Consider the following 13,640-nt stretch of genomic DNA (forward strand, 5'->3'; position numbering starts at 1 on the left):
TGTTGAGAAGGTGCCTGAGATCGACGAGCAGCCCGAGTGATGCACGCAACAGGCACCTCTGCTTACTCCCGACGTTCGTCCAGATGCGACCCAGACGCAAGTTTGGCGCTCCAGCGGACGCAAATAAGCAAAGGATTTACAATGTGGCGCCCTATGTATCGAACAGGGTGAAACGCGTCCTAAGAGACCAACCAGGCCGCATACGCATCGAAGGAGTAGGGCCGGCCGAGGAAGTCGGCGACCAGGTCGGCGGCGTCCTTCTCGCCGCCGCGGGCGAGCACCAGGTCGCGGTAGCGGCCTGCCACCTCGGGGTCGAACAGGTTGTCCCGGTCGAAGGCGCTGAACAGGTCCTTCGCGATGACCAGCGACCACATGTAGGTGTAGTAGGCCGAGGAGTAGCCGCCCAGGTGGCCGAAGTTGGCGAAGAAGTGGGTGCCCTCGAGATAGGGATAGGGCGAGTACGCCGCCTGGAGCTCCTCGAGCCGCTTGGTCAGGTCGTCGGGCTGCTCCTTGTGGAACCAGTAGGAGATCGCGGCATAGAACATCTGCTGCCGGGCGTGGTAGCCCTTGCCGAAGTCGTCCGCGGCCCGCATCCGCGCGACCAGGTCGGCCGGGATCGGCTCGCCGGCCGCGTTGGTGGCGAAGGTCTGGAGTACGTCGGCGTCCCAGGCCCACTCCTCGAGCATCTGGCTCGGCGCCTCGACGAAGTCCCACTCCGTCGCGACCCCGGAGAAGCGCGCCCACTCGCCCTGCCCGCCGAGCACGTGGTGGATCAGGTGGCCGAACTCGTGGAAGAGGGTCACCACGTGGTCGTGCTCCATCAGGCCGCGGGAGAAGTTGCAGACCAGCACGCCCTCGGGGAGCTGCCGGCCCTGCACGCCGGGGGCGAGGTCGAACTGCGCGGCGTGCTTGTACTTGCCCTCGCGAGGGTGGAGGTCGAGATAGATCCGGCCGAGGGGCTCGTCGCCGTCCTGCTGATAGACGTCGAAGACGCTCACGTCCTCGTGCCAGGTGACGACGTCGGAGACCGGCTCGTAACGCAACCCGAAGAGCCGGCCGGTGACGTCCAGCAGCCCCTGGTGCACCTTCGCGAAGTCGAAGTACGTACGCACCACCTGGCTGTCGACGTCGTACTTCTCCTGCCGCACCAGCTCCTCGTAGTAGAGCGCGTCGGCGGCCGAGACCGCGCTGGCGCCGGTGACGTCGCGGTCGTAGCGGTCGAGGAGCACCTCGAGGTCGCGCTTCATCCGCCCCTCGGCGGCGCCGGCGATCTTGTCGATGAACTCGGGGATTGCGGGTCCCTCGCCGATCATCTTCACCGCGGCGTCGAAGGCCGGCCAGTCCTCGTAGCCGACCAGGTTGGCCAGCTCGTGACGCAGCGCGAACATCTCCTTCAGGACCGCTTCGTTGTGCGGCCAGCCGCGCTCGAGCGAGGCCACCGTGACCGCGCGACGGATCGCGGGATCCTTCACGAACATCCGAGCAGGAAGCGCGTCGGGATAGTCGGTCGTGATCTCCACGAGCCCCTTGTCGTTGACCGGGTGCGCCTCCAGCCAGTCGGCCGGCATCCCGTCCAGCTGCTCGGGCGTGGCCAGGGTGATGCGTACGTCGTCCCGGGTCACCCGGGAGAACTCGAGGTTGAGCTCGGTGAGGCGTTCGTTGATCTCGGTGAGCCGGGCCCGGGTGGCGTCGTCGCGGTCGACGCCCGCGCGGGTGAAGTCCTGCAGCGTCTTCTCCAGGAGCCGCTTGGCCAGCGGGTCGAGGGCGTCGGTCTGCTTGGCCGGGAGGTCCGCGAAGACGCGGTAGAGCGCCTGGTCCTGGGTGAGCTCGGTGCGCAGCCTGTCGACCTCGACCTCGGTGTCCTCGCACGCCGTGCGGACCGCCTCGACGGGGTGGACGTTGGCGAGCAGGCCGGCCAGGCCACCGAGCGAACCGAGCTCCAGGGACAGCTCGTCCCAGGCTTTCAGCACCTCGGTCGCCTCGCTCGGCGGCGCGGTCCGCAGCTTCTCGGCCAGCTCCCGCACGTGGGTCAGCGTCGCGGACGTACGCTCCTTGACCCAGCTCTCCGCGGCGTCGGTCTCGGGCAGGGCAAGCGGCTCTGGCGTCATGCGGCAAGCCTGCCACGACCTGAAACGCTTCGCCGCCGAGATCCAGCGAAGCGTTGGATCAGGTCCGAGGCTCAGTCTTCCCAGGAATACTCGTTCGGGAAGCGGTGGACCTCCTGCGGCCAGTCGAGGCAGACCGCCACCCGGCCTGCCCAGTAGCGGGCGGCCTCGTCATCGGCCACGTCGATGACGGTGAAGCCGCCGATGTGCTCCTTGGTCTCGACGTAGGGACCGTCGGTGAAGACGGCCTCTCCGTTGTCAGCCTCGACGCTGAAGAGAGCCGTCGAGGCGTCGATCCCGCCGTTGGCGTAGATGAAGACCCCGGCGGCCTTCATCTCGTCGAGCACGGCCTTCGAGGCGATGCTCTTCTGGCGCAGCTGCTCCGTCGTGTGCTCGGCAACCCACTCGTCGTTGAACGCGATCATGTACTCAGGCATTCGCTCAGTCTCCTCGTCTCCGGGCGGTCCGGCGACCGCCACTCACTCCTTCTACGAACGCAGCTGTGCCGATCCGACAGGGTCGGGCGAAATATCTTCAACTTCGTCCGAGCTGGTCCCTGCGCCTGGTCAGCAGCGCGACCTCGGCGGCGTTCTCGGCGAGCTCGATGGCCTTGTCGTACGCCGCACGGGACTCGCCGCTGCGGCCGAGGCGGCGCAGCAGATCGGCTCGGGTGGCATGGAAGGCGTGGTAGCCGTCCAGGCCGAGCCGGTCGATCTCGGCCAGCGCGACCTCGGGGCCGTCCAGCTCGGCGACGGCGATCGCCCGGTTGAGGCGGACGATCGGCGAGGCGTCGACCCGGATCATCTGGTCGTAGAGCGCGACGATCTGGGACCAGTCGGTGTCGCGGGCGTCGCGCACCGAGGTGTGGACGGCGTTGATGGCGGCCAGGATCTGGTAGCGCCCGGGCCGCGGGCCGCCGTTGGCGACGACCTCGAGCCGCTCGCGCACCAGCGCATGGCCCTCGGCGATCAGCGCGAGATCCCACGAGCCGCGGTCCTGCTCGTCGAGCCGGACCAGCTCGCCGGTCGCCGAGATCCGTGCCGTACGCCGCGCCTCGATCAGCAGCATCAGGGCCAGCAGGCCGGCGACCTCGCCGTCGTCGGGGAGCAGGGCACGGACCAGCCGGGTCAGCCGGATGGCCTCGAGCGTCAGGTCGCCGCGTACGGGATTCTCGTGGTCGCCGGAGGAGAGGTAGCCCTCGTTGAAGACCAGGAAGAGGACGGCCAGGACGCCCGAGACGCGCTCGGGGAGGTCGGCCGCCTCGGGGACCCGGTAGGGGATGTGGGCGGCCTTGATCTTGGTCTTCGCGCGGGTGATCCGCTGGCCCATCGTGGTCTCCTGGACCAGGAAGGCGTTCGCGATCTCGGGCACGGTCAGGCCGCCGACCATACGCAGCGTCAGCGCGATCCGCGCCTCGGGCGCGAGCGCGGGGTGGCAGCAGGTGAACAGCAGCCGGAGCCGGTCGTCCTCGATGGCGCCGAGAGGCTCGTGCGGGGTGTCATCGTGCATCGCGACGGCCTCCTTCTGCTTGTCGTCACGCTTGGACTCGCGGCGGATCCGGTCGATCGCGCGGCGGTTGGCGGTGGTGGTGAGCCAGGCGCCCGGGTTGGGGGGTACGCCATCGAGCGGCCAGCGCTCGACTGCGACCGTGAACGCCTCGGCCGCGGCCTCCTCGGCGATGTCGAGGTCGCCGAAGCGCTTGGCGAGGCTGGCGACCACCCGGGCCCATTCCCCCTGGTGGGCCCGGGTGATCGCCTCGTCGATATCCGTCAACAGCGGTTCACGCCTCGGGGCCGGTCTGCATCGGGCGCACCTCGACCTTGCCGAGGCAGGCCGCGGAGGCCTCGGCGGCAAGCTTGAGAGCGACATCGAGGTCGGGGACATCGATGATCCAGAAGCCCGCCATGTACTCCTTGGCCTCTGCGTAGGGGCCGTCGGTGATGACCGGCTTCTCGCCCTGACCGTCGACGACGGTCGCGGTCTTGGCGGCATCGAGGCCGTCGGCGAAGACGAAGTAGCCCTGCTCCTGGAGCTTGTCGTTGAACTTCCCGGTCGCCTCGAACGACTTCATCATCTCTTCCTCCGAGGCGTAGCCGTAGTTCTCCTTCTCGTAGTCCGAGTCGGGACCCCAGACAGACATCAGGTACTTGGCCATGGTGCTCACTCCTTCGTGTGTCGGACGGCCTCGGTGACCGCCTCTCACCCTTGCTACGAACGTCTACACCCCGATCCGACACCTCTCATCGGAATTTCTCCAGGTAAATTCATTCCTTTAGCATCGGTAACCATGTCGAAGACCACACAGCGATGAGCATCAGCGCCAAGCTCAAGGGGGCCGTCGCGGACACCCGCCCCCTCCAGGAGCCGCACTTCCGACGCCTGTGGATCGCCGGGATCATCACCATGATCGGCGCCCAGCTGACCGTCGTCGCGGTGCCGGCCCAGATCTACGCGGACACCGGCTCGTCGGCGTACGTCGGCCTGACGGGTGTCTTCGGACTGGTCCCGCTGATCGTCTTCGGCCTCTACGGCGGCGCGCTCGCGGACCACTTCGACCGGCGTACGATCCTGATGGTCTCGACCACGGGGCTGATCGGCACCAGCGCGCTCTTCTGGCTCCAGGCAGCAGCCGGCAACACCAACGTCTGGCTGCTGTTGTGCCTCTTCTCGGTCCAGCAGGCCTTCTTCGCGGTCAACCAGCCGACCCGGAACTCGCTGCTGCCCAAGATCCTGCCCGCGCACCTGCTCCCGGCCGCCAACTCGCTCAGCATGACGGTCTTCCAGGCCGGCGCGATCGCGGGACCGCTGGTCGCCGGCGTGATGTTGCCGTTCACCGGGTTCACCTGGCTCTACGCCATCGACACCGTCACCCTCTTCGCGACCCTCTACGCGGTCGTGCTGCTGCCGAGGATCCCGGTCGAGGGCGCCGGCTCGAAGGTTCCGGGGCTGCGTTCGGTGTGGGACGGGTTCGCCTACCTGCGGCATCAGCCGGTGCTGATGATGAGCTTCGTCGTCGACCTGATCGCGATGGTCTTCGCGATGCCGCGGGCGCTGTTCCCGCAGATCGCCCACGAGTCCTTCGGCGGTCCCTCGGAGGGCGGGATCGCGTTCGCGCTGCTCTTCGCGGCCATCCCGGCCGGCGCGGTGATCGGTGGGATCTTCTCCGGCTGGGTCTCGCGGATCGAGGCCCAGGGCCGCGTCGTCATCTACTGCATCGGCGTGTGGGCCCTCGGGATCACCCTCTTCGGGCTCACCGTCGGGTTCGCGGATCTCGCCGTGGACAAGCGCACCACGATGCTGATGCTGGGGCTCGCCGTGTTCTTCATGATGGTGGCCGGCGCCGCCGACGTGGCCTCCGCGGCCATCCGGATGTCGATCCTGCAGTCGGCGGCCGACGACAACGTACGCGGCCGGCTGCAGGGGGTCTTCACGGTCGTCGTCGCGGGTGGCCCGCGGGTGGCCGACGTCCTGCACGGCGGCGCGGCGGCCGTGGTCGGCACCGCGATCGCGACCACCGGAGGTGGCCTGCTCAACCTGCTCGGGATCGCGCTGTGTGCGCTACTCGTCCCGAGCTTCCTCGCGTACCGGGTCAACCGGGCCGCGACCACCGAGCGCGAACTCTCGAAGTAGCCCGGCGAGCAGCTCGGGCTGGTCGATCGGCACCAGCGTGGAGGAGTCCTTGACGATCTCCAGCCGCGCGTCGGGATAGTGAGCGGCCAGGCGCGGACCGTGCTCGGCGGGCATCATCGTGTCCTGATCGGCCCAGACGACGAGCACGGGCTTGGTGAACTTCTGCTGCGCCTCGGCCAGCTCGAGCAGCTTGTCACGACCAGGAGCGCCGCCGGCGAACTTGATGAAGTCGCGCCGGATCGCCCGGTCGGTCAGCGCCGGCGCGAACCAGCCGTGAACGAGGTCGTCGTAGAGGTGGTAGCTCTTGTCGACGGACATCCCGCCGTAGCCGGAGCTCATCTGCCGGAAGCTCTCCATGCGGAACAGCTGCAGCGCGGCGGTGAACAGCGGCGGCATCTTCGAGAGCACCGCCAGCGGCTTGGCCGCCTTGGGCGGGTAGTTGTCGAAGGCTTCGCACGCCACCAGCGCCAGCCGCGCGATGCGGTCGGTGCGGTCGGCGTTGATGAGGAACTGGCCACCGCCCCAGTCGTTGAGAACCAGGGTGACGTCGTGGAGGTCGAGCGCGTCGAGGAAGTCACCGAGGATGTTCGCCACACCCTGCTGGCTGAGGTCCGCGTCGGGCCGCATCGGCTGTCGGTGACCACCCAGCGGCAGCGTCGGCCGGATCACCCGGAAGCCACCGAGGTAGGGCAGCGCACGGCGCCACAGACGGCCGTCCATCGGCACTCCATGGAGGAGTACGAGGACGGGGCCATCACCGCCGGTATCCTCGAAATCGATCGGACCGGCCGACAGCTCGACGCTGGGCATTCAGGGGGCTCCTCGAAGCAATGACGTAGGGGTCCCCACACCCTGCCCCCCGGGGAACAGGCGTGCAACGGGAATCGCTCAATTGCCTACGCATCTGGGTATATCGCAGGTCTTAGGTCCCTGAGCCACTAGGGCCGTGTTATACGCCCCAGGGCTTCCGGTGGGGGCCGCCGGGGTCCCGAGCGCTCAGAGCCCGACGGGCAGGTCCTCCGCGGCGGCGAACGCCTCGATGCCCCTGGCCGGGCCACGCTCGTCGATTGTCTCGATGAGGGCGGCGAGGTCCTCGCGGCGGTCCTGCGAGACCAGCCAGGCCATCAGGCGCTGGCCACGCGGCACGGTGGTCTCCTCGAAGGGGACGCCGGCGTCGTACCAGAACTCGAGGACGGCGCCGCGCAGCAGCGACCAGTAGCGGTCGGGGTCCTCGGTGGTGGGGTTGACGGCCGCACGGAAGTGCTCCCACATGTCGATCGGGAGGATCTCGGTGCGCAGTGTGCGCATCAGCTTCGCCGACCCCGAGCCGGCCACCAGCTCGACGGTCTGGCGCTTGGTGGTGATCCGCTCGAGCAGGTTGGCGATCTGGGCGCGCTTCTGGGTCGCGGAGGAGAAGTCGGAGCGGACCCGCCAGTCGTAGACGACCTCGCTGAGGATGTCGAAGCTCCTGGCGGCCAGGAATGCCTGGGTCAGGGCCACCTGGTCCTGATAGCGGGTGCGCTCCGGGAAGGTGATCTCGTTGTCGGTCCAGAAGGAGCGCCTGAAGACCTTGTTCCACACGAACACGTCCGCGAGCATCAGCGGAGCGTCCTCGATCCGGCACCTGAGGCGTGTCCGGGTGTGGTTGCGGCGCATCAGCGGGGTGACGTACCTCCGCTCCTCGCCGTTCACGAGGGTGACGCGCTCGGCAGAGCCGACGACGAAGTCGGAGCCCGTACGCCGCAGCGTCTTCACCATCGAGCTCCAGGCGTCGCGGGGCAGGATGTCGTCGGGATCGACGAAGGTGAGCAGGTCACCGGTGGCGGCCTCGATCCCGGTGTGACGCGCGATCGAGACACCGGAGTTGGACTGGGAGATCAGCGTGACCCGAGAGTCGTTCGCGGCGATGCCCTTGACGATCTCGGCCGACCCGTCGGTGGAGCCGTCGTCGACGACGATCACCTCGATGGCACAGACCTCACGCAACGGCTGATGAAGGATGCTGTCGAGGCTGTCGGCGACGTAGTCGGCCACGTTGTAGACAGGCACGACGACGCTGAGCAACCTCGGCTTCCTCCTTCTGATTCCCCCCACGCGCATCAACTCTAATTGGGTGCGCATCAGCGCGTCCTAGCGATGGTGAGCGTGTCGACCTCGGAGCCGTCGGTGGCGATCACTTCGAGGTCCAGTCTCGCCGTCCCGTGGGCGTCGCGCGGGTGGGCATCGAAGAATGCGACCGAGTGGGTCGCGTCGCCGACGGCGCGGTAGGTCGTGGGCTCGGGGATCTTCAGGCCGTTCTTGTCCGTGTAGTAGGAGAGCACCGGGAGAACATCGGGATAGGTCGAGCCGCCACCGCCGCCGGCGGTGATGTAGATGGTCCCCTCGTTGCTGCTGACCGTGGAGCCGCGCGGCGCCTCCTGGACCGGCTTGCCGTCGCGCATCAGGTGGGTGCGCTCGTAGCAGTGGTTGTGGCCGTTGATCACGACGTCGACCTGGTAGCGGTCGAAGAGCGCCTCCCAGCGGTCGCGGATGCCGCCGTCCGAGGCATGCGCGATGTTGGTACAGTAGGCGCACTGGTGGAAGCCGACCAGGATGAAGTCGATGTCGTTGCGGGCCCGGAACGTGGTCAGCCGCTCCTCGAGCCAGCTGTCCAGCGTCTCGCCGAGGTAGCCCGCGTTCCGCGTGTACTCGTACGTCGCGTCGTTGCCGTCGAGCGCGATGAAGGCGACGTTGCCGCGGACGAAGGAGTAGGTCTCCTGTCCGCCGCCGGCGCCGTTGCCGGGGTGACGGAAGCGAGCGCGGTGGCCGTCGTAGCCGAGCTCGCCGTTGCCGTTCTCCATCTCGTGGTTGCCGACGACGGTCATCCACGGGATCGCGTTGGCGCTGGACTGGATCTGGGTCAGGAACTCGTCCCAGACACCGAAGTCCTGCTGCAGCTCTCCGCTCTTGCCCTGGCCGCCCGTGTCCGCGTAGGCGATGTCACCGACGACGAACGCGAACTCGGCGCGCTGCTGACGGATCAGGTTCACGTTGCGCGCGGCGTCCTCGGCGACGCCCATGTCGCCGAAGGCCGCGAAGCGGAAGGACCCCGTCGTCTTCGGGGCGGTGGTGAACGAGCCCCTGGTCGCGGTGCCCCCGTCGTGACTGAGCCGGTAGTAGTAGCGCCTGCCCGGTCGCAGGTCGCTGAGGTCGACGTGGTGGTAGACGCTGTCGACCCGGATCGAGGAGAGCGACTCGGGTCGGAGGGTGAGTCCGTAGTCGGGCGTCACGCCCAGGTCGAGGCGCGGCGCCTGCACCGACCCGGCGGTCGACCAGGAGACGTTCATCTGCTTGACCGGGTTGGCACCGTACGACAGATGTACGCCGGTGGCCGGTGCGGCCGACCTGGCCGCCTGCGTCCACAGCATCGGGCCGGCGACGACACCGGCACCACCGATCAGGCCGGCCTTGATGACGGTGCGCCTGGAAGGGGCCGTCATCGTCGGGCCAATGTGGGGGCTATCGGTCACGGGAGGATCAACGCATAGGTAGGCGAGACGTTAGGCCACGTGCGGTGTCGCCGGGGTGAACGAGTGGTGATCGTTCGTCATGCGGCGACGTACGATGCGGCCATTTGCGCACCGAAGGCTGCGTTGTCGCGCACCAGCGCGATGTTGGTCGCCAGCGAGTCGCCGCCGGTGAGCTCGACGATCCTGGCGAGCAGGAACGGGGTGATCTCCTTGCCTCGGATGCCGCGGGCCTCGGCGTCGGCGAGAGCGTGGTCGATGTGTTGCCCGATCACCTCGGCGGGGATCTCGTCGGCGGCCGGGACCGGGTTGGCGACGACCAGACCGCTGGGCAGGCCGAGCTCCCAGGTGGCCTTCATGACCGCGGCAGCCTCGTCGGGTCCGTCGATGCGCAGCGGCGCCGCGAACCCGGAGCTGCGGGAGTAGAAGGCCGGGAACTCGTCGCTCCCGTTGACCAGGACCGGCACGCCGTAGGTCTCCAGAGTCTCCAGGGTCAGCCCGATGTCGAGGATCGACTTCACGCCGGCGCTCACCACCGCGACCTGGGTGCGGGCGAGCTCGGTCAGGTCGGCGGAGATGTCGAAGGACGTCGCCGCGCCCCGGTGCACGCCTCCGAGCCCACCGGTCACGAACGTCCTGATCCCGACCATGGCCGCCAGGCGCATGGTGGCCGCGACCGTGGTCGCGCCGTGGAGACCGCGGGCGACGACGTAGGGAAGGTCGCGGACGCTGACCTTGGTGACGTCCGGGTCGGAGGCGAGGAGCTCGAGGTCGTCGGGCGACAGGCCGGCACGAGGGATGCCGTCGAGCAGCGCGATCGTGGCCGGGACGGCGCCGTTGTCGCGCACGATCTGCTCGACCTCGGTGGCCATCTTGACGTTGTCGGGATAGGGCATGCCGTGGCTGATGATCGTCGACTCCAGCGCGACGACCGGGCGGCCCTCGGCGAGCGCGACCCCGACCTCTTCGGTGAGCCGGACCTTCACACCAGCTCCCGGACGAGGCTCTCGCTGAGGTCCATCCGGACGGTGTCGTGGGTGCCGCAGGTCAGCGCTGCCGCGGCGTGCCCGAACCGGGCCGCCGCGACCAGGTCGACGTCTCGGAGGAGCTCGTGGGTGAACGCGGCGAGCATCGCGTCGCCCGCGCCGGTGACGTCGACGACGTCGGCCGGCACGGCGGGAAGCTCCTGATAGATGTCGCCGTAGCTGATCACCGAACCGCGGGCGCCGAGGCGCACCCAGACGACGCCGACACCGCGGTCGTGCAGCGAGTGGACGGCCTTCTCGATCTCCGCGTCGGTGCCGGCGGGCAGGTCGGTCAGAGCGGCCAGCTCGGCCTGGTTGGGCGTGACCAGATAGAGCTCGCGGTCGGCCCGGATCAGCTCGCGCGCCCGCCTCGCCTTCGGCACCGACACCGGGTCGAACACGACGGGCACGTCGAACTCACGGGCCAGGTCGATCGCCACGTCAGCAGTGCGGACCGGGATGTTGCCCTCGACGAGCACACCGCGAGCGTTCTTGATCAGGTCGCGGGCCGCCTCCACGACCAGCGGGGAGAACTCGTCGGTCGCGGCCATGTCGGCCACCGCGACCACCAGCTCACCGGAGGAGTCGAGCACGGCGTTGTAGGTGCCGGTGCGTACGTCTGCCCGGCGGCGGACGTAGGTGCAGTCGACGCCGACGTCCTCGGTGTAGCTGATCACCTCGTCGCCGATCGGGTCGTCGCCGACGACCGAGACCAGCGCGACGGAGTCACCCAGCCGGGCGAGGTTCTCCGCGACGTTGCGACCCACCCCACCAGGCGAGAGGCCGGCGGATCCGGACATGCTCGAACCCATCACCACCTGCTCGTGCGCCCGAGCGTGGAGATCCATGTTGGAGCCGCCGATCACGACGATGTCTGGCGGAGATTGCGGGTTCATCACTTGAATCGTAAGTGGGGTGCACAGATCGCGCCCCCTCATAAAGTATGAACTTGCCGCGGCCCAGGCGTGTCCCTGCTCTCACCCGCTGTCGTCACCGTCCGCCGGACAGCTCCGCGCCGCTGATGCTAGATTCCGCCGGTCCGGCGCGAATACGCCTCATGGGGTATGTGCTCAGGTCGCCCGGCAATCTCCCACCTCGGCAGCGCCTTCGCAGCGCTGACCCGTCTCGAAGGCAGCACACATGTCTCCACGTCGGCGCACGATCGCGCTGATCTCCGCATCGACCTTGGCCAGCACGTTGATCGCGACCGTCGCGCTCGCTCCGACTCCGTCCGTTGCCGCAACGGCCACCGACGATCCGATGCCGATCGTCCCGGAACTGGTGTACGCCACCGGCGGCACCGTCCAGAACTCGCTCTCCGGCTCGTCGGCGTTCGACCCGATCGACGACCGGACCTGGGTCGGGTTCTGCGACCCGGCCGAGGTCGACCCCGAGGAGAGCTACGGTGAGGTGATCATCGAGGCCTGCGACGAGTCACCGTCCAGTCAGCGCATGATCTGGACCTTCGACAACCAGAACGTACTGGCCGAGCTGTCGCCCGATGACATCGTGTCGGCGCGGTTCCAGATGAGCGCCGACCTGGCCTGGGTCGACGAGGTCGACTGCCGGCAAGGTGCGCTGGAGCTCTACGCGGGCGCCGACTGGTCCCAGGAGCCGGCGACCGTGGAGACCTACGCGCCGAGCGGGTGCGAAGGTGCGCGCACATGGAACGGGTACTTCTCGTTCGACGCCACCGACCTCGCCAAGCAGGCTGCCTCCGGAGACGGCTCATTGGCTGTCGGCCTCAAGGCTGCCGACGAGACCTGCATGTCCTGTGGCTGGAACCGGGTCAAGACCGCTGGCTTGCAGATCGTGTTCAACCGGGCACCCCACGACGCGACGAGTCTTCAGGTCGGCACGTCCTACCCGGGCACTGAGCCGTGCACGTCGACGCCGCAGTGGCTGAACAGCGACATCTACGCGAGCGCGTACGTCGCAGATCCTGACACCCCGTTCCACGGCGGAGGCGCGAAGGTGACCGCGACGTTCGAGGTCTTCCCGGCCGACCAGTCACCTGACGCAACGCCGATCTTCGAACTCACGGCCACCGAAAAGTACGCCGATGCCCGCATCGCCGTCACGATCCCGCCCGACCTGCTCACGGACGGCGCCCTCTACGACCTCTGGATCACCTCGCGGGACGGCTACGGCAAGGCGGGCGAGCCGGTTCACTGCACCTTCGGGGTCGATCGCACCGATCCGGAGCCCCCGACCATCACGCCGGTCGTCGGTGGCCAAGCGGTCTACGTCGCGGGCGAGCCCAGAGGCGGCGCCGGGATCCCCGGCTACTTCTGGATCAGCGGGGGCGGCGCGGACGTGGAGACCTACCGGTTCTCAGGTGGCACGAGCGCGTACTGCGGCACCGGGTCGTCGGCACCCGCCACCGGCACGACCGGCTTCCCCTTCACGCCCGACTCCCGTGCCGTCTTCATCGAGGGACGTGTCGTCGCGTGCGCGGTCGACAGGGCCGGCAACTGGAGCCAGACGTCGACCTACATCTTCGATGTCGCGAGCAGCGACAACGCCGTGGCGACCCCGCCCGCGATCACCGTGAGCGGAGCGTTGTCGTACAGCTACGGAAGCAGCTACGCCTCCAGCATCGCGCTCAGCACCGACGCGATCACGCCCTACGGCGCGGTCACCATCAGCGAGGGATCGACCGTCCTCGGCAGTGCGACGTTCGACGCCCGCACGGAATCGGTGACGCTCCCGGCGAAGAAGCTCTCCGTCGGTTCGCACACGCTCACCTACACCTATCAGGCGTTCCCGGGTGCACCGAAGTGGTCCACGACGAAGAGCGTCAAGGTGATCGGGACGTTCGTCGCACCGACGCCGACGATCAGCGGCACCGCCAAGGTCGGCAAGACCCTCACCGCAGCGCGGGGCACGTGGTCACCGACACCGAGCACGGTGACGTACGTCTGGAAGGCGGGCTCCACCACGATCAAGTCGAGCTCCTCGAACCAGCTGGTCATCCCGGCGTCGGCCAAGGGGAAGCAGATCACGGTGAGCGTCGTGGGGGCCAGGTCGGGCTACACGACGAAGACCATGACCAGCGCGAAGACGGCTGCGGTGGTCGCAGGCACGTTCACCGCCCCGCGCCCCTACCTCAAGGGCACCGTCGAGTACGGCCACACCGTGACCGCTGTGCGCGGGACCTGGTCGCCGTCGCCCTCGTCGGTGACGTACGTCTGGAAGATCAACGGAACGGTCGTGAAGCGAGGCACGTCGGGTTCGCTGTTCCTCCGCAAGGCCTGGAACGGCAAGCAGGTCACCGTGACCGTGATCGGATCCGGGACGGGGTACACGTCCAAGACGATCACGTCGTACGCGAAGACGATCTGATCCGCCGGTGAGGCTGGGGGCGCGTCCCG

At 68.4% G+C, this 13,640-nt stretch carries 11 protein-coding genes; 2 read left to right on the forward strand and 9 right to left on the reverse strand.

The window, feature by feature from the left end; all coding sequences use genetic code 11:
• Positions 1 to 179 precede the first annotated feature (179 nt).
• The 4 genes from ACIO3S_RS26845 to ACIO3S_RS26860 form a co-directional block, all read right to left on the reverse strand.
• Positions 180 to 2,108, reverse strand: a complete 1,929-nt coding sequence (locus tag ACIO3S_RS26845; protein ID WP_400469153.1) for a M3 family metallopeptidase — start codon at positions 2,106 to 2,108, stop codon at positions 180 to 182.
• A gap of 71 nt (positions 2,109 to 2,179) precedes the next feature.
• Positions 2,180 to 2,542, reverse strand: coding sequence for a YciI family protein (locus tag ACIO3S_RS26850; protein WP_400469156.1), 363 nt, complete (start codon positions 2,540 to 2,542; stop codon positions 2,180 to 2,182).
• Positions 2,543 to 2,639: 97 nt separating this feature from the next.
• Positions 2,640 to 3,878, reverse strand: a complete 1,239-nt coding sequence (locus tag ACIO3S_RS26855; protein ID WP_400469159.1) for an RNA polymerase sigma factor — start codon at positions 3,876 to 3,878, stop codon at positions 2,640 to 2,642.
• A 7-nt stretch (positions 3,879 to 3,885) separates the two neighbouring features.
• Positions 3,886 to 4,260 (reverse strand): YciI family protein, encoded by a 375-nt coding sequence (locus tag ACIO3S_RS26860; protein ID WP_400469162.1) that lies wholly within the window; start codon positions 4,258 to 4,260, stop codon positions 3,886 to 3,888.
• A gap of 152 nt (positions 4,261 to 4,412) precedes the next feature.
• Between ACIO3S_RS26860 and ACIO3S_RS26865 the strand changes: the two genes are divergently transcribed.
• A complete protein-coding gene (locus ACIO3S_RS26865) occupies positions 4,413 to 5,735 on the forward strand; it encodes an MFS transporter (protein WP_400469165.1) in 1,323 nt (440 codons plus the stop codon).
• On the opposite strand, the gene ACIO3S_RS26870 is transcribed toward ACIO3S_RS26865, so the two are convergent.
• The 5 genes from ACIO3S_RS26870 to ACIO3S_RS26890 all read right to left on the reverse strand — a co-directional run bounded on the left by ACIO3S_RS26870 (position 5,664) and on the right by ACIO3S_RS26890 (position 11,162).
• Entirely contained in the window at positions 5,664 to 6,545 is an 882-nt protein-coding gene (locus ACIO3S_RS26870; protein ID WP_400469168.1) for an alpha/beta fold hydrolase, read from the reverse strand. The genes ACIO3S_RS26865 and ACIO3S_RS26870 overlap by 72 nt on opposite strands.
• A 186-nt stretch (positions 6,546 to 6,731) precedes the next feature.
• Positions 6,732 to 7,856: a glycosyltransferase family 2 protein gene (locus tag ACIO3S_RS26875; protein WP_400469171.1), complete on the reverse strand. Its 1,125-nt coding sequence runs from the start codon at positions 7,854 to 7,856 to the stop codon at positions 6,732 to 6,734.
• Complete coding sequence (locus ACIO3S_RS26880) at positions 7,856 to 9,214, reverse strand: purple acid phosphatase family protein (protein WP_400469174.1); 1,359 nt, start codon at positions 9,212 to 9,214, stop codon at positions 7,856 to 7,858. The genes ACIO3S_RS26875 and ACIO3S_RS26880 overlap by 1 nt, the downstream gene beginning before the upstream one ends.
• 107 nt (positions 9,215 to 9,321) lie before the next feature.
• Positions 9,322 to 10,227, reverse strand: a complete 906-nt coding sequence (locus tag ACIO3S_RS26885) for a pseudouridine-5'-phosphate glycosidase (RefSeq protein ID WP_400469177.1) — start codon at positions 10,225 to 10,227, stop codon at positions 9,322 to 9,324.
• On the reverse strand, positions 10,224 to 11,162 hold the full coding sequence (locus ACIO3S_RS26890) for a carbohydrate kinase family protein (RefSeq protein ID WP_400469180.1): 939 nt from the start codon (positions 11,160 to 11,162) through the stop codon (positions 10,224 to 10,226). Before ACIO3S_RS26890 ends, ACIO3S_RS26885 begins: the two co-directional genes overlap by 4 nt.
• Before the next feature lie 244 nt (positions 11,163 to 11,406).
• On the opposite strand from ACIO3S_RS26890, the gene ACIO3S_RS26895 reads away from it, so the two are divergent.
• Complete coding sequence (locus ACIO3S_RS26895) at positions 11,407 to 13,611, forward strand: hypothetical protein (protein WP_400469183.1); 2,205 nt, start codon at positions 11,407 to 11,409, stop codon at positions 13,609 to 13,611.
• The last annotated feature ends 29 nt before the right edge of the window (positions 13,612 to 13,640 follow it).

It is taken from the genome of Nocardioides sp. NPDC087217 (genome assembly GCF_044744805.1).
Lineage (GTDB): Bacteria > Actinomycetota > Actinomycetes > Propionibacteriales > Nocardioidaceae > Nocardioides.